Raw genomic sequence first — 16460 nt, 5'->3', positions numbered from 1 at the left:
TCACTCCTGCGGGTTCGGTGGGGTGGGGCTGCGGTCGGCCCTGGTCCGGCGGTCGGGGAGCCAGCGGGTCAGGCGCTGCGTGAGGGTCGGCGGGCGTTTCGCCAGCGCGCGGTCGAGGGCGTCGGCCCAGCCGCGGTGCACCGGGCGCATCGCCTCCGCGAGCCGGGCCAGGTCGGCCGGGGGCCAGCGGTTTCCGGCGTGCGTGAGGATCGCGACGACCCGGGCGCGGGGCCGCTCGGCCAGCTTGGCGCGGGCGACGGCCGTCAGGTGGCTGATCAGCGGCTCACCCGCCGGGGCGGTGCGGCTCACCCGCCGGGTCTGCTCGTCGAGCCGGGCCAGGTAGTCGGCCGTGGTCGGCCCGTCCAGCCGGCCCAGCAGCGGGCCGGTCACGGCGGGCTGGTGGACCATCCGGTCGGTCAGTGCCCGGGGCAGGTGCCGGCGCAGCAGGGCCTGGGCGGGGAGCCACCCGTCGGCCGGGCGGTCGTCCAGCAGTTCGGCCAACTGGTCGGCGGTGCGGGCCTGTTCGATCGCGGTCCGGAGCTTCAGGGCGTACCCGACGCAGGCCTGCGCGTCGGCCGGCAGCCAGTCGGCCCGGGGCGGGCGGCTCAGCAGTTCGGCGAGTTGCAGGAAGGCCGCGAGTTCCAGCGGGCCGGGGGCGTCCTGGAGGACGGTCGCGGCGAGCCACTGTCCGGCGCCGCCGGTCCAGTGCAGGTCGGGCGGGAGTCTGCGCAGCAGGGTGTGGGCCTCGGCGTGCGACCAGCGGTTTCCGTGGCCCGGCCAGAGCGACTGGAGCAGCGTCAGGTCGACCTCGCCGCTGCCCCGGGCGGCGAGGATGCGGACCAGGGTGGCGCCCGCGCGGGCCCGGTGGCGCTCCACCTCGACCACCAGGAAGTCCTCCAGCAGGTCCGGGCGCTCGGCCAGGTCGTCCTCGGTGAGCAGCCCGGGCGGCAGGGTGCGCAGCACCTCGCGGAACTGGCCGGGGCGACCCTGCTCCAGCCCCAGCACGGCGCCCGCCAGGCCCTGCCGGAAGGCGGGCCAGCGGCGGGCGGCGGCCGTCAGCGGCTGTTCCAGCCCGACCGGTGCGGCGGCGGTCACCGCGGTGGCGAGCAGCCGTTCGGTGATCCGGGCGCCGTGCCGGGCGAGTTCGTGCTCGGGCGGTTCCAGGCCGGCGCCGTCCGCCCAGGCGAGCAGGCGCAACGCGGCCGCGCCGTGGGCCTCCTGGAAGTGGTTCAGCCAGAGCGAGGTGCACCGGAGGCGCTGCTCCGGGTCGTCGATCCGGACCGGATCCAGGGCCTGCGGGGAGCCGTCGCGGAACAGCAGCAGGTCGTGCTCGACCACCTCTCCGGTCAGCTGCTGGGCGAACTCGGGCAGCCCGGCGGCCTTCGACATCCCGATCAGCTCGGTCAACCGGTCGCGGCGCAGCCGCTGTTGGCGGTGCAGGTCGTGCAGGACGGCGCCGACCACCGGGGCCGGCAGGTCGTCGGAGTGCCGCAGCCAGCCGATCACGGCGGCGATGTCGGGCTCGGCCAGCGGCGTGCCGGCGGCGGCCGCGGTGGCCGCGGCGGGGCCGTGCCAGGCGTCCGGGTCCGGTTCGTCGCCGCGCAGGTGCTCGGCGGCGCGGGCCCAGAAGATCCGGGTGGCGGGCAGGTCGATCCGGGTGAGCAGGCGGGCCAACGGGGGGACCGTCAGCTCCGGGGCCCGGCCCTGCACCAGGTCCAGCAGGTGGAAGGCGTCCTGGTGCTCGGGTCCCAGGTCGATCCGGATCTCCGGCACCGTGCCGACCAGGTGCAGCCGGCCGCGGTCGGGCCGGTGCAGGTAGGTGGCGAAGGAGAGCCGGCGGGCTGCGGGCGGCGGCAGCAGGTAGCAGAGCGCCGCGATCCAGTGCGCGACCCGCGTGGAGTCCTGTTCGACCAGCAGCACGGTGCGCCGGTGCGCGAGCGCGTCGAGGGTCGCCGCGAGCAGCGGCCCGAGCAGGTCGCGGTGCGGGTGTCCGTGCAGGAAGCGGCCGACCGCCGCCCGGGACAGCGGGCCGGGCCGGACGTCCGCCAGCTCGGGCAGGACGGTGCTCGGCGACGGGGTGCTCCGCCAGACCTCGGAGTCCCAGAGCTCGATGCCGAGCAGGCCGTCGCCGTCCCGGTCGAAGTCCGGGGTGCTCAGCGCGTGGGCGAAGTAGTTGCCGACCCGGCGGGCCGAGTCCCGTCCGACGTAGCGCACCTGCGCCGAGACGCACGGGCTGCCCGGCACGTGCACCAGGTTCACCGGGCAGCGCGCCAACTCCTGCGGGGTCTGCGAGTTGAGCAGCGACCGGGGCGGCTCGTAGGCGGTGAGCGACTCCACCAGGTGCCGGGTCTCGGCCGGGGTGTCCGGGCTGACGGCGTTGAACTGGTAGCCGGAGAAGCCGCTCAGCCCGTGCTCGCAGGACGTGTAGTAGAGCTGTTGGAAGGCCATGTCACCGCCGCCTCTGCCGGGCCACCGAGCCGAACTCGCTGAGCAGCCACAGCAGCGGATCGGTCACCCGGTAGGGCTGGATTCCGGTGGGCGCCACCTGGCTTTCCGCCGTGGGGCTGTTGCCCAGCGCGGAGATCCCGAAGTACCGGTAGTGCCGGTAGTTGGCGTCGAGGATCTGGTCGATCGAGCCGCCGCGCCACTCCCGCAGCAGGTGGCGCACCTCCTCGTGGACGTCCAGGCTGTCCGCGGTGTGGAAGCGCGCGCCGCCCGGCGGGTGGGCGCGCAGCGGGCTGCCCGGGTCCAGGGTGTCCCAGACGGCGTCGAGCTTGGCGAAGACCACCGCAATCGGCGTGCTGATCCGGCCGGCGCCGCGAGCGCCCGGGAGCAGCCGGCCGTCCGGGCCGGAGCGGTGCGGCAGCAGCATGCTGGTCACCCGGGAGAGCACGTTGATCGGGGAGTCGGCGCCCGCGGTGTCCGGCAGGGTGCTGCCGGGCCGGGCGAGCGGGCGGGCGCCGGGCAGCTGCAGCGGGTCCAGGATCAGGATCACGCCGTCGGCGTTGGCCAGGTAGCGGGTGTTCAGTTGGACGCTCTCCTGTGAGCTGAAGTCCTCGCCCGCGGTGTCGAAGAAGGAGAGCAGGGTGTGTTCCGGCCGGGCGCCCAGCAGCCGCCGGCGCGCCACGCCGAACCGGAAGACCAGCGGGTCCACCCGGTGGTCGTTGGCCACGGCGGTCCGGGTGCCGTGGAACAGCTCGCCGCCCTGGTAGAGCGGGTCCTGGTAGTCGGAGTCGAACCGGGTCATGGTCTCGTCGTCGGCGGCCATCAGCGCGAAGCCGCCGGCCGATCCCACCCGGTTCATCAACTCGTGCAGCAGGACGGTCATGTAGACCGTCTTGCCGGAGGCCTTGGCGCCGACCATGGCGATCAGCCGGTTGTCCACCAGCCCGAACTGCGCGGGCAGCGTGCTGTGGCAGACCGGGCAGATCCGGAAGGTGCTGACGGCCTGGCAGGTCGGGCACGGGGCGAGCTGCCCCCGGGTCCGGGCGGCGAAGACCGGGCCGAGCTCGCCGCGCCGGCCGCGGCGCTCCTCCAGCACCTGGTCGCGCTCGGCCCTGCACCGGCTGCCGGTCGGGCCGGGCCGGGCGATGCAGCGGAACAGGATGTCGCGGACCGGGAAGGTCTCGTAGCAGTACGGGCAGGCGATGTCGGAGGCCATCAGGTCACTCTCAGTCGGTGCAGCGAGATCGGGCGCAGATCGACGGTGTCGGCGGGCGCGAGGCAGACCAGCCAGGACGGGCCGTCGGTGGGCGGCACCGCCACCTTGACGGTGAGCGGGACGCCCGCCGCCAGGCGTTGCTCGGCCAGTTCGTGCAGCACGGCGCCTTCCCCGGCGCGGGTCGGGCGGGCCCGGCCGAGGCCGTGCACCACCTGGAGCGGCGGCAGCAGGCAGCCGGTCGCCGAGCTGACGACCAGCCGGGCGGTCCAGCCGCGCCGGGCGGCCAGCGGGCGCAGGCGCGGCACCAGCACGTCGTAGCGGACCAGTGGCGGTCGGGCCGGCAGGTCCAGCACGGCGGGCTCGGCGAGCGGGTCGGCCGGGTACGGGGCGAGCGCCCAGACGGTGACCACCACCGCGCCGCGCCCGACCGGCAGCGTCAGGCCGCCGTCGTGGTGGTAGCCGCGGCGGGAGCAGCGCAGTTCGCCGCTGCGCGCGACCCCGGCCGGCGGCTCGCCGTCCAGGCGCCACTCGACCTGCGCCTGCTGGGCGCCGTCCGGCCACACCCAGCGGACCAGCAGGTGCTCGTCGCGGCGCAGGCCGTCGAGCTGCCCGACGGGGACGGGGTGCTCCCCGGCGGCCCCGGGCGGCGGCTGTTCCGGGGCGACGGGCCCGCGGTCCCAGGCCGGGGGAGGAGTCCCTTCGGGGGGCGGCGCGTCCTGCCCGGGGCCGGGTTCGGGCCCGCGGCCGGCCGGCGGGTCGGGCCAGGTCTGCTCGGGTTCCGGCTCGGGCCGGGCCGGCTCCGGCTCCGCTTCGGCCGGCGGCGTGTCAGGTCCGGCCGGCGATTCGTCAGGTCCGGTCGGCGGTGCCGGTTCCGGCGGGACCGGCACCGCCTCGGGCTCCGGCTCCGTCGCCGGGTCGGCCGAGGGCGGGCGGACAGCCGACGGCGGCTCGGGGTCGTCCACCGGCGGCTCGGACGACCGCGGCTCGGGATCGACGGGCCCCGCTCCCGGTGCCCGCGGCGTCCGGCGCGGCGGGGCGGCCTGCGGCCCCTCCTGCACCCAGAGCATGCCGACGGTCGGGGCCAGCGCCAGCCCGCTCGCCACCGCTGCCTGCGGAGCGTCCGAGCGGACGAGCAGTCCGAGCTGCTCCAGCGACTCCCTCGCGCCCGGGGCGGCGCCCAGCCCGCCCGCGAGCAGCACGGTGTCCGGCGGCTCCCAGCCGCGCTCCTGGATCCGGTCCAGCAGGTCGCCGACCGCCGCCGCGGACTGCTCGCGCAGCGGCCGGACCAGCGCGTCGAGCGTCTGCCGGTCCAGCTCCACCGTCCGGTCGGTGCCGCCCCAGCGGATCGTCCGCCGGGCGTGGTCGGCGGTGTCCAGGGCCAGCCGCAGGTGCTCCGCGGTGCGCCGCAGAGCGCCGTCCGGGGCGTGGTCCGCGGCGGTGAGCGAGCGCCGCAGCTCGGCCTCCACCCGCTGGTCCCAGTGGTCGCCGCCGAGCGGGCGGTGCACCGTCTCCAGCACGCTGACGCTGCGTTCGTCGCCGTCCACGGACAGCAGCGACAGCCGCAGCCCGGTCGCTCCCTGGTCGTGGACCAGCACCGAGCCGCGCACCCCCTCCCGCACCGTTCCGTAGTGCAGCGCGGCGGCCACCGCCTCGGGCAGCACCTGCTCGACCCGCAGGCCGGCGGCCTCCGCCGCGCGGCGCAGTTCGGGCTCGCCGCCGGTCGGCCGGCCCAGCACCACCCGGTGCGGGGCCTCCCGGCCGGCGGCCGTCACGTGCCGGGCCAGCTCGGCGAGCACGCAGCCCACCAGCGCCGCCGCGGCGGCCGCGCTGCCGGCGGTCCGGCGCAGCAGCCGGTCGCGGGCCGAGACGGCGCCCGGCGCGCGGCTGACCCGCAGTTCGGTGCCGGGGGTGCCGCGCACCGTGGCGGGCACGGCGGGCGCGTCCGGCGGCGGGTCGGCCGTCACCGGCCGGCCGTCGTGGTCCAGCCAGGCGATCCGGGCGTAGCTGTCGCCCAGGTCCACTCCGTACATCTCAGTCCTCACCCGCGATCGGCCCGGAGTCAGGAGCGACCCGGACCTCGTCGTCCTCGTCGACGGTCAGCAGCAGCCGGGTCCCGGGCGCGGGCCGCTGCTCGACCACATACCGCACCACCGCGAGCAGCACGGCCTCGAACTCGTTGCGGATCTGCCGGCCGCCGTAGGCGCGCCGCTCCGGGGCGGTCATCCGCTCGGTGATCCAGCGGTCCAGCCGGGGCCGGTCGGGCACCAGCTCGACCCGGTGGCGTTCGTGGACCGACTCGGCGAGCTGGGCGAGCAGCCGCTCGGCGATGCCGACCACGTGCTCGGTGCGGAGCATGTCGAACACCACCACGCCGGGCTTGAGCCGCCCGTAGATCTCCGGGCGGCCGATGGTCCGGAACTTGTCCTCCACCGCGTCGGTGAAGTGCTGGTGGAGCACCTTGTAGGGGAGTTCGTCGCCGAACTCGGCGAGCAGGGCGGGCAGTCCGTCGGCGCCGGTGTTGGAGGTGAAGATGATCAGGCTCTGCGAGAAGTGCGCGGTCTGGCCCTGACCGTCCGTCAGCCGGCCGTCCTCCAGGATCTGCAGGAACTTGTCGAGGACGACCGGGTGGGCCTTCTCGATCTCGTCGAAGAGCAGCACGCTGAACGGGCGCTCCTGCACCCGGCGGGTCAGCTCGCCGCCGCGCTCGTGGCCCAGGTAGCCGGGCGGCGCGCCGGCCAGCCGCTCGGCGGAGTGCTCCTGCTGGTACTCGCTCATGTCGAAGCGGGCGTAGGCGCTTGGATCACCGAAGATCAACTGGGCGACGGACTTGGCGAGTTCGGTCTTGCCCACCCCGGTCGGCCCGACGAAGAAGAAGGCGCCGCGCGGGCGCGAGGCCCCGGAGCTGCCGAAGCCGATGCCGGCGTAGGCGGACTGCAGGGCGCCCACCACCGCGTCGACCGCCGCGGGCTGGCCGATCACCCGGTCGCCCAGTTCGCCCGCCGCCTCGACGATGGTCCGGTGGTCCAGCTGGGTCCACGGGTCGGTGGTGACGTTGAGCCGGTGGCGGTCCAGCAGGCGGCCCGGCTGCTGGACCGCCACCCGGCGGACGTGCGAGGAGCGGGCCAGCGCGTCCAGCTCCCAGCCGCTCATCCCGTCGGTGGCGGCGACCAGCGGCTCGAAGTCGGCGCGGGTGGCCTGCGGGCCGCCGTTGAACTCCCGGCCGATCATGCTGAACCAGAGCCGCCGTTCGGTCTGGTCGGGCGGGTCGACGTGCAGCACCACGGTGCGCGGGTCCTCCCGGTGCAGCCAGCCCGGCAGCCGGCCCAGGTCGCCGACGACGGCGAGCACCGGGTTGCGCGGCCGCTCGCCGAACGCGGTGGCGTGCTCGCCCGCCAGCGGCGCCACCGCGTCCGTCATCGCCGCGCGCAGCCGGAGGTAGCCGAGGGCGCTGGACGGCTGGTCGGTCGGCAGGGCGAGGTCGAGGTCCTCGAAGACGAAGGCGATCGCGTTGGCCTCGTCGGCGGCCAGCCGGTGGGCCTCCGCGAGCGCCTCGTCCGCCGAGGCGAACTGCCGGGCCGGAGGGCGCGGTGCGGACAGCCGCGCGAGGCTGCCGTGGCGCACGTCGCCGCGCGGGGTGCGCGGCGGGGTGCGCTCCTCGGCGCCGGGGGCCTCGGGCCCGGTCCTGCGGTCCGGCGGGTCGCCCGGCGCGGCCCGCCGGCCCAGCGCGGCGAACCGCTCCTGGTGGCCCTCCAGCGGGAAGCCGAGGCCGCCCACCGGGTCCCACCAGGCCACCACGTCGGACCCGTTGAAGTGCAGCCAGTTGGCCAGCACGGTACGGAACGAGGCCGGTCGGCCTGCCAGCCACCAGCGGTCGCGGACCCGGCCGGTGACGATCGCCTGCCGGCCCCGGCAGAGCTCCAGGAACAGCGAGACCGCCCAGCGCGGCGCCACATCGGCGGCGACCGCCCGCCCGTCCGGGCGCTCCTCGGGCCGGTGCTCCGTCACCGCGTCCTCCTCCTGTCGGCCTTGGTGAAGGGCACACCGGAGGGCGGCGGCTTGCCGTCCCAGTCGAGCTCACCCGGGTGGTAGTCGTCGGCGGCCATCAGCTCGTGCACGTGGTCCAGCAGCGCCTCGGTGCGGTCGCAGGTGATCTCGCCGGTCGCCGGAAGGACGATCCGGTCCGGCTCGCCCTCGACGACGTAGCTCAGCACCGGGGTGCCGGTCGCGTCGTGCTGCAAGGTCGCCTCGTAGGTGGCGCCGCCCGCCCGGTCGAAGTGCAGCACCAGGTCCTGGCCGCGGTCCTCGAACCCGGCGAAGCCCAGGCCGGCCGCGGCCATCGCGTCCTGCAGCACCCGGGCCAGCTCGGTCCGCTGCTCGTGCGCGGCCAGCAGGTCGTCCAGGCGCTCCTCGGCGGCGGGCAGCACGCTCTCCAGCTCCGCCACGGCGGCCAGCGCCGGCTCGCCGCGCCCCTCGGCCAGGGCGGCCCCGGCCCGGTCCAGCAGGCCGAGCAGCTGCTCGTGCAGCGTCGGCTCGCCGAGCTCCGCGGCATCCTGCGCCGCGTTCCGGGCCCCCTGGGCGACCACCTCGAACCGCTGCCCCGCTTCGAGCAGTTGCTCGGCGAGCCGGGCCGCCGCCTGCTCGGCCGCGGCCACCGCCCGCAGCCGCTCCAGCTCGGCGGCGAGCTCCGCCTCGGCCACGAGGCGGGCCCGGGCCGCGGTCTCCGCCGCGCGCCGGGCCTGCGTCTCGGCCTCGGCCCGCGCCACCGCGGCGGCGTGGCGGGCCAGGTCGTGCTCCGCGGTGCCGAGCAGCGCGTCGAAACGCAGGCCCTGACCACCCGTCAGCGCGCCGCGCATCCGCTCCAGCAGCTGCGTGCAGCCGGCCCGGCCCGCGGTGTCCGGGCCGCCCTCGGCCGGGCTGATCGCCGCCAACCTCCCCTCCAGAGCGGCCAGTTGACCGGCCCGATCGGGGGTCTCCGGATCCGGCGCGGTGCGCCGGAGGGCCACCACCCGGCTGCGCAGCTGCTCCGCCGCCGCGCCGAGCGAGGGGTCGGGGTCCAGCCGGAGCCGGCTGCGCAGCAGCGACAGTCGACCGTCCAGGTCGAACACCGTCTGCGGGTCCGCCTGCCCGCGCACCTCGGTGATCAGCCTGGCCACGTCGTCCAGGCTGCGCGACACCGCTGCCCGCCGGTGTTCGCCGAACGCCGCCAGCCGCTGTTCGCGCTCCGCGCCGTCCCGCCGGGCGAGCTCCTCGGAGCGCTCCTCGGCCCGCCGCCGGGCCTGGGCGATCCGCGCCCGGTCCCGGCGCTCCCGGGCCGCCCGCTCGGCGGCCCGCTCCGCGGCGCGCCGGGCCGCCAGCCGGGCCCGCTCCCGGGCCCGGGCCTGCTCCCGGCGGCGCCGCTCGGCCAGCCGGGCCTGCTGCTGCGCCGCCTGCGCGGCCCGGACGGCGGCGCCCACGCCGACCGCGCTGTACATGGGTGATCCGCTCATCAGGTTCCCTCCCGGAGGTGCGGTGCGGCTCGGTGGGACGGTTCGTGTCCCGGTGCGGTCCGCAGTTCGAAGCCGTCGGCCGCGAGTCGGCGCTCCAGTTCGGCGCGGAACCCCGGGACGGCCGGGACGCCCGCCCAGGACACGGCGCCGTCGAGGCCGACGGAGAGTTGCAGCCCGGCGCCGGTGTCGGGCTCCGTCGGCACCTGCGCGTACCGCGCGGTCAGGGCGTGGATCCGCTGGTTGGAGGAGCCGCGCCAGCGCAGGTCGGCGTGGAGCGCGGCCACGTACGGGCCGTCCACCAGCAGGTCCAGGCGGTCGAGCAGGGCCCGCTGGCCGGCGGTGCCGCGGCGCAGCACCGGCAGCCGGAACCCGGAGTAGGCCATCGCGGACAGCTCCGGGCGCCGCTCACGCAGCCGGTCGAGCAGCTCGACCAGTGCCTCGGCCTGCGCGAACGGCTCGCCGCCGGAGAGCGTGACGCCTTCGATTCCCGACAGCGCCGCCAACCAGTCGACCAGGTCGGCGACCGGTCGGCCCTGCTCCGCCGGCGTGAACGGCAGGGTCTCGGCGGCCACGCAGCCGCGGCAGCGCAGCGGGCAGCCCTGCACCCAGATCACCGCCCGCGCGCCGGGCCCGAGGACCGTGCAGCGCGCCAGGGTGCGGGCGACGGAGAGCCTGGTTCCCCCGTGGTCGTTCACTGACTCCTCCCCGGGCTGTGCGGCGGGCGGGCGGGCCGGACCGTTCGGGGCGGCGCCGGGGCCGGTCCGGCGGCCCCGGCCTCGGCCGGGTACTCGTGGTGGCCCCGTCCGGCCAGGTCGCACCACGGGCACCAGGGCCGCTCCACGGTGTGCACGTGCCGGCGCTCGGCCGGGCAACGGCGCAGCCTCCCCGGGCCCAGCTCCGCGCCGAGCACCCTGCTCCAGTCGGCCGCCGTCGGCCGGGCGGCCGGACTGCCGCGGCCGGCCTCGCCGAAGGCGGCCCGGAGCAGGACGCGCACCGCGCCCGGCAGCAGGTCCGCAGGCGGCAGCGGCTCCGACAGCCGGACGCTCCGACGGTCCGTCAGCCGGCAGCGCCCGTGCCGCAGGTTGTCGTCCAGCGACAGGTACGGGCCGCCGTCGGCCGGCAGCCCGAAGAACGGGTGCAGGCCGGCCATCAGCACCTGGTGCACCAGCACCGCCAGGACGAAGTCGTCCGCGGAACGGGTCGGCGCGGCGGACGGGTCGGCGATCCGCTCCGGCGCGGTGTAGCCGGGGGTCCGCGGCCGGCTCTCGAACAGCGTGCCGCGGTCGGCGAACTGCCAGGAGTCCAGGTCGGACAGGGCGACGCTGCCGCGTCCGTCCACCCAGACGTTGCCCGGCTTGAGGTCGCCGACCACGTACCCCTCCGCGTGGACCGCCGCCACCAGCGCGGCCAGCGCCGCGACGGCCCGCAGCGCGGTCGCCCAGTCCGCGCCCGGCAGGTGCCGCTCCCGGTCGGCGGCGTGGAGCAGCCGGTCCAGCGGCTGGTGGCGCGGGCGCAGGTCGGCCATCAGGTAGCCGTGCCCCTCGCCGCGGACCGTGCGCACCGCCAGCAACGGCCAGGCCAGCGTGCCCAGTTCGCCGGAGAGCAGCCGGGCGGTGTGCGGCTCGCGCCGCCGGCGCACCAGCCGCCCGATGCGCTCCCGGTGCCCGGCCGGGTCGGTGGGGTGCGGCACCAGCTTGGCCACCAGCCCCGGCCGGTCGGCGACGGCGAAGACCACGCCCTCGCCGCCCTGGCCGACCTGCTCGGCCAGCCGCCAGCGCCGCCCGTCGGCGGCCAGCACGCTCACCACCACGGGCCACCGCCGGGGGCGGGTGCGCACCGCGCCGTCGCATCGTCGCCGCGGCGGGCCGCGCCCGGGCCGCAGGGGTGCGTGTGCAGCGAGGCGGCCGGTGGTGCGGGGTTCGAGGGGCGGCCGAGGGCGGACGCGTTCACGACCACGGGCCACCGCCGGGGGAGAGCGCGCAGAGCACCGTCAGGTCGTCGCCGCTGCGGGCCGCGTCCGGGCCGGAGAGCAGCGCGTGCAGTGGCTGCGCGTCGCCGCCGTTGGCGCGCAGTGCGGCGGCCAGCGGCTGGAAGAACCGCGGTGAGGGCGCCGGGCCGTGTTCCGGCGGCAGTCCGAGGACGGACGGGTGGTCGAGGGCGAGCGGCGCGCAGCCGTCGGTGGCGAGCACCACGCCGCTCAGCGACGGCTCGTGCAGCACCGAGGTCACCGCCCGTTCCCGGGCGCCCGGTGTGGAGAGGAAGTCGGCGGGCCGCTGCGCGGGCAGCGCCAGTCGGCACAGCTCGCCGCGGTCGCCGTCCGGGCGGCTCAGCACGGCGCCGAAGCAGTCCCCGACCTGGAGAAAGGCCACCCACGGCGGGCGGATCACGGCGGCGGCGAGGGTGGCGGCCAACGTCTGCTCCCGGGTGCCGCCGCCTGCGCCCCCCGGGTCGTCGCCGTCGTCGGGGCCCTCGGCGGCGAGCAGCGCCCGGACCGCCGCCAGCCAGCCGTCCAGCACGGCGTCGGCCCGCTCGTCCAGCCAGGCCTGCCAGTCGGCCGGTGCGGCGTCGGCCGACGGCGGTTCGACCGCCAGCAGCCGACGGCAGGCGACGTCCACCGCCAGGTGCGCGCCCAGTGCGCTGCGCTCCCGGCTGCCCGCGCCGTCGGCGACCGCCAGTACCAGCGCCGAGCTGTCCGGCGCGGCCGCCGCCCGGAAGGCGTCCTGGCAGCCGAGGCCGGTGGCCAGGTGGCCTGCGCCCTGCACCACCGCGCCCGCCACGATCCGGCGGCCGGCGGCGCTCACAGCTGGTCCTCGATGAAGCCCGCGAAGGCCGCCCGCATCGCGACCTGCCGCGCCACCTGCTGATGGGTCGACGCGGCCGTGTCCCCGGGGTGCACCTGGTCGACGCTGTGGAACAGGAACTGGAGGATCTCGCCGAAGTCGAGCTGCTCCAGCATGTAGGTGGCCTTCGGCGCCAGCACCTCCAGCACGGCCCGGTCCGCGCCCCGCACCCCGACCACGAAGAACACGCACTCGCGCTGCTCCTCGGCCCGCCGCAACAGGGCGGCGTCGTCGGCCAGTTCGGCCGCGGCCAGGGCCCGGCCCACTCCGTCGGTCGGCGCGCCGTCGGTGAGCAGCCAGATCAGCGGCCGCAGCGCGGGCAGCCCCTGGTCGGTCAGCTCCCGGTGCCGCCGGGCGGCCAGCTCCAGGGCCAGGCGGATCGCCGGCAGCAGGTTGGTGTAGCCGTCGGCGTGCAGCTCGGGCGGGGTCAGCCGGTCGATCGGCGCGAACAGCCGGGCGTCCGCCGCGGGCGTGCCCGGAACCAGTGCCCCGGTGTCCGGTTGGAAGACCCGCACCGCGGAGTCGAAGGCGATCAGGCAGACCTCGACCCGGGCGCGCAGCCGGTCCTGGGACCGCACCGAGCCGAACCAGTCGGCCAGCGCCCGGTTGAGCTCGGCGATCCGGGGCCGGGCGGCCGGCCGGGCCATCGAGGCGGAGGTGTCCAGCAGCACGATCACCGGTTGCCGTTCGTCGTACCCGCGGCCGAAGCCGAGCGTCGTCGTGGGCGTGGTCACGGCGCGGCCACCTCCGGCGGCGTCGCGGTGCGCCGGGACGGCGCGGAGAGTGCTTCCGCGGTCATGCCTCTTCCTCCGGGACGGGTTCGGGGCGGCTCGGAGCCGGGACGGTCGGCGCTCCGGCGGTGCGGACGTCCACGGCGCTCACGGCCCCGGGGGAGCCGTGGTGGACGAACGCCGCCCAGACGGGCAGCCGGGCCAGGTGCGGCCGTCCGACCTCGCGCCGCAGGTGCGGGCTCAGGCCCGGCGGCGCGGTGCGGTCGGGGTCGAGCATCCAGCGCTGGGCGGCCTGCAGGGCGTCGGCCGGGCTGCTGCCGTGCTTCGCGCGGAAGTGGTGGAAGACCGCCATCATCAGGGCCGAGGCGCTGTCCCGGGCGGTCCAGCGCGAGGCCAGCACGTCGGTGGCGCCGGCGGCCAGGAACGCCGTCGCCAGGGTGAGCGCCTGGTCGTGGTCCCGGGTGCTCAGGTCGGTCTCGCAGGCGCTCAGCACCACCAGCGGCCCGGCGGACGCGGACGCGCCGTCCCGGCGGTCCAGCAGTCGGCTGACCGTCAGCATCCCGGCGTCCGGCGTGCCCGGCGGTACGGCCGGGCTGTCCGGCGGCACGGCCAGGTTGAGCGCCGACACGGTGGGCCGCAGCCCCGCGCTGCCGTGCGAGGCGATGTGCAGCAGCGAGACGGGCCGGTCCGGCTCCGCACCGGGCAGCAGCGCCAGCACCTCCTCGGGCGTGCCGGCGCGGACCGGAGGCTCATCCAACTCGTAGTAGTCGCCGTACAGTTCGGCGTTCGGGTAGCAGCCGTCGCGGAGCGCGAGCACCTCGTCCTCCGCGCCGGTGAGGTCCAACCTGGGGTCGGCCACCAGGACGGACCGCCCGTCGGGCGCGAGGCGCTCGCGGCCCGCCGCGCGCAGGAACTCCCGCCCGGAGGCGGCGTACGAGAGCACCGCGACCTCGCAGATGTACCGGTACGGGGCGCCCTCGGGCAGCCGGGCGGCGTGCCAGGGCACCACGCCGAGGGTGCCGCAGGGCACCAGGACCAGCCTGGGGCCGCCCGGGCGGCCGCGGCGCCGGCCGGGGTTGGCCGCCAACCGCTCCGCGATGCCCTGGAGCACCGGGCCGACCGCCGCCGGCAGCGCCCAGTCGGCGAGCGCGGACAGCGCCTGCTCCCACCGTTCCTCCACCGCCGCCAGCCGCTCGGCGGACTCGGCGGTCCGCTGCCCGGCGGCGAGCAGCCGGGAGCGCTCGGCGGAGACGTCCAGGTACTTCTCCAGCGGCGCGCGCCGGTCGCCCGCGAGCAGCGGCAGCGCAAGGACCCCGGGTTCCAGATCGGGGCCGAGGACGATGGCCATGCCCGGCGCGCTCCCGGCGCCCGCGAGCAGGTAGACCAGCGCGTCGGCGTCCGACGGCAGCAGACCCGCGTTCAACTCGGCCACGGTGGCGGGCTCGAACGGGCCGGAACCGGCGCGGTAGCCGAGTGCGTCCAGAGCCCGGCGGCGCAGCAGGCTGGGCACCGAGCCGGGGTCCGCCCCGCCGCCGGCCGCCCGCCATGCTTCGGCCAGCTCGCGGTGGCCGCGCGCGGTCAGCAGTTCGGGGACGTCCGCGGCGGCCGCGGTGGCCTGCAGCACCATCGAACGGCCCAGCTCCAGCATGGTCACCGCCTGTTCCACCTGCCCGTGCGACCCCGCCCACCAGGCCGCCTGGACCGCCCGGGAGGCGCCGTCCCGGGCCGTCAGCAGCCGGTGCTCGGCGCCGGACTGCAGCAGCACGTCGGCGGCCGTGGCCTCGAAGGACTCCACCATGGCCCGCGCGGCGTTCGCCGGGTCGTCGAGCGCCGCGTCGCCGCGTCGCCGGTGGAGGTCGGCCAGCGTCCAGAGCAGATCGGCGTCCTTGAAGCGGGTTCCGCCCCCTCTCAGGACGGTCTGGACGGCGGCCAACTCGGCGATGGCGCGGTCGAGATCGGCCCGGTCGCCGCTCATCTCGGCCTGCAGGGCGAGGGCCATGGAACGCATCCGCGCGGCGGCGGTGGGTTCGGTCCCCGCGGCGGTCGCTCCGGCCGGCGATCCGTCGAGGCGCGCGCGCAGCAGCTCCGTGTCCTGGGTCAGATCGGCCCGGATCGCCGTGATGGCGGTGAGCCAGGACTCGTGGACACCGAGGCTGTCGGCGACCGGCACGAGGGCCTCGGACGCGGCCGTGACGTGCGCGAGGCCGAGCTCCAGAAGCTCCGAGTCGCCGCGCAGACGGCCCAGTTGCTGGTAGGCGTCGCCGAGCACCAGCTCGGAGATCGGCACGGCGTCGCCCCCCAGGCCGGCCTCCCGCAGGGCCAGCAGTTCCGCGACGCACTGCTCCAGGCCCGCCGCGTCCTCCTCCTGCACCAGGTGGTCCACCCGCAGCCGGACGGCGAACACCCGCGAGACGTCCGCGACGGCGCCGGGCTCCGCCGGAGTGCTCCCCGCGGCGAACCGCTCGTTCGCGGCGGCGATCCGCTGCTCGGCCGCCTCCCGGTCCTGGAGGTTGCCGCCGAGCTCCGCGGTGAGGGCGAGCATCAGCGGCTCGACGGTCGAGACGAACGGGTACCACGCGCTGTCCTGGGGGAGCTGCTCGCCGCTGCGGCGCACCTGCTCGACCGCGGCGGCCAGGCGTTCCAGGTCGTTGTCCCGGAGGGCCTCGATGAGCTGCAGCGCCGCGTAGGTGATCGCGTCACCGGCCGCGGCCTCCGGGTCGTCCGCGCCGTGCACCCGGGCACCGTGCACCAGGTCCGCCAGCTCCTCCACCTGGGCCGGCGAGAGCGAGCCCGGGACCGACAGGTTGACCAGCGCGAGCAGCAGTGCCTGGTCCCGCTCGTCGGCCTCCTGCGCGGCCGTCGGATCCGGCGCGGTGGTGGGCTGTGGCTCGGCCCGGCCGGGCGGTGGGGCGGCTTCTTCCGGCATCAGGTCGCGCAGCGCTCGGAGCTGCGGCAGGAACGGGAAGTCGGGCGGCAGCGCGTCGACCAGTGATCCCACCCCGGCGAAGAACTCGTCGGTGCTCCCGCCCATCAGCGCGAATACGGTCCGCATGTCGTCCAACTGTCGGGCCAGTTCGGGCGGCCACGGCACCTCGGCGAGTTCGTCGAGCAGGACGCGCACCTCGGAGACCACCGGGTTGTCCGGACGCAGTGCGGCGGCGTTGGCCTGCTGGAAGGCCAGCAGGTCGGAGAAGGCCGGCGGGTCGCTCGTCGGAACCTCCGGCAACGGGAGCAGCAGCAGGACGAGCATCAGCGCAGCCCGCTTCGCCTCCCATCCGGACAGCCCGGGTACGGCGGAGCGCGCTTCCCGGAGCAGCCCGACGGCCCGCTCCCGGTCAGCGGCTTCACCCTGACGGTTGAGCAGCCGGAGAGCGAGCAGCCCTCCGAGCCGGGCGGCCAGCACCGCACGCTGCTTCTCGCCCGCCCCCAACAAGCGCTCCAACTGGGCGAGTTCGTCGATCGCCCGGTCCCGCACGGCCGGATCGCCCACCACCGGCCGGGGCGGGCCGGCGGGGTCGGGCAGGAGCAGCGACTCCGCCCGCCCGGACGCCGCGGCGGCCCACATCCGCACGCCGGTGAGACCTCCCTCGCCGCCGGAACTACCTTCCTGGAAAGGTAATTGACTGTCCGTCATCTCACGCCTCGTCATCTGCCTGTGAAAGCGGTGAGCCACATCATGCCGCTTGCCGCGGGCCTGTTCGGTTCGTTCACCAGAGAACAACCCGGATTCACCCGCGATCCG

General features: G+C 76.8%; 10 protein-coding genes. All 10 read right to left on the bottom strand.

Translation table 11 applies throughout. The features are described 5' to 3' along the window. Positions 1-2448 (bottom strand): GTPase-associated protein 1-related protein, encoded by a 2448-nt coding sequence (locus tag ACI1MP_RS09425; protein WP_404868325.1) that lies wholly within the window; start codon positions 2446-2448, stop codon positions 1-3. Between the two features lies 1 nt (position 2449). Next, entirely contained in the window at positions 2450-3661 is a 1212-nt protein-coding gene (locus tag ACI1MP_RS09420; RefSeq protein ID WP_404868324.1) for a hypothetical protein, read from the bottom strand. Further along, entirely contained in the window at positions 3661-5691 is a 2031-nt protein-coding gene (locus ACI1MP_RS09415) for an Hsp70 family protein (RefSeq protein ID WP_404868323.1), read from the bottom strand. Before ACI1MP_RS09415 ends, ACI1MP_RS09420 begins: the two co-directional genes overlap by 1 nt. A 1-nt stretch (position 5692) precedes the next feature. Then, entirely contained in the window at positions 5693-7666 is a 1974-nt protein-coding gene (locus tag ACI1MP_RS09410) for an AAA family ATPase (protein ID WP_404868322.1), read from the bottom strand. Further along, positions 7663-9147, bottom strand: coding sequence for a hypothetical protein (locus ACI1MP_RS09405; RefSeq protein WP_404868321.1), 1485 nt, complete (start codon positions 9145-9147; stop codon positions 7663-7665). The genes ACI1MP_RS09410 and ACI1MP_RS09405 overlap by 4 nt, the downstream gene beginning before the upstream one ends. Continuing rightward, on the bottom strand, positions 9147-9842 hold the full coding sequence (locus ACI1MP_RS09400) for a 4Fe-4S single cluster domain-containing protein (protein ID WP_380344202.1): 696 nt from the start codon (positions 9840-9842) through the stop codon (positions 9147-9149). The genes ACI1MP_RS09405 and ACI1MP_RS09400 overlap by 1 nt, the downstream gene beginning before the upstream one ends. Next, positions 9839-10984: a protein kinase domain-containing protein gene (locus tag ACI1MP_RS09395; RefSeq protein WP_404868320.1), complete on the bottom strand. Its 1146-nt coding sequence runs from the start codon at positions 10982-10984 to the stop codon at positions 9839-9841. The genes ACI1MP_RS09400 and ACI1MP_RS09395 overlap by 4 nt, the downstream gene beginning before the upstream one ends. Positions 10985-11093: 109 nt before the next feature. Then, positions 11094-11948, bottom strand: a complete 855-nt coding sequence (locus ACI1MP_RS09390; RefSeq protein ID WP_404868319.1) for a protein phosphatase 2C domain-containing protein — start codon at positions 11946-11948, stop codon at positions 11094-11096. Beyond that, positions 11945-12721 (bottom strand): VWA domain-containing protein, encoded by a 777-nt coding sequence (locus ACI1MP_RS09385; RefSeq protein ID WP_380344210.1) that lies wholly within the window; start codon positions 12719-12721, stop codon positions 11945-11947. The genes ACI1MP_RS09390 and ACI1MP_RS09385 overlap by 4 nt, the downstream gene beginning before the upstream one ends. A gap of 61 nt (positions 12722-12782) precedes the next feature. Continuing rightward, positions 12783-16367 carry a CHAT domain-containing protein gene (locus ACI1MP_RS09380; RefSeq protein ID WP_404868318.1) on the bottom strand — a complete coding sequence of 1195 codons (3585 nt, stop codon included), beginning with the start codon at positions 16365-16367 and terminating at the stop codon, positions 12783-12785. Between the last annotated feature and the right edge of the window lie 93 nt (positions 16368-16460).

It is taken from the genome of Kitasatospora griseola (genome assembly GCF_044999035.1).
GTDB classification, from domain to species: Bacteria; Actinomycetota; Actinomycetes; order Streptomycetales; family Streptomycetaceae; genus Kitasatospora; species Kitasatospora griseola.
Note: the sequence above shows the minus strand (reverse complement) of the source record. Positions and strands in the feature narration are given on the sequence as shown.

What these genes read in the sequence shown, in the direction of transcription:
- ACI1MP_RS09425 (WP_404868325.1), bottom strand. Translation starts at nt 2,448, where the DNA reads ATGGCCTTCCAACAGCTCTACTACACGTCCTGCGAGCACGGGCTGAGC.
- ACI1MP_RS09420 (WP_404868324.1), bottom strand. Translation starts at nt 3,661, where the DNA reads ATGGCCTCCGACATCGCCTGCCCGTACTGCTACGAGACCTTCCCGGTC.
- ACI1MP_RS09415 (WP_404868323.1), bottom strand. Translation starts at nt 5,691, where the DNA reads ATGTACGGAGTGGACCTGGGCGACAGCTACGCCCGGATCGCCTGGCTG.
- ACI1MP_RS09405 (WP_404868321.1), bottom strand. Translation starts at nt 9,147, where the DNA reads ATGAGCGGATCACCCATGTACAGCGCGGTCGGCGTGGGCGCCGCCGTC.
- ACI1MP_RS09380 (WP_404868318.1), bottom strand. Translation starts at nt 16,367, where the DNA reads ATGACGAGGCGTGAGATGACGGACAGTCAATTACCTTTCCAGGAAGGT.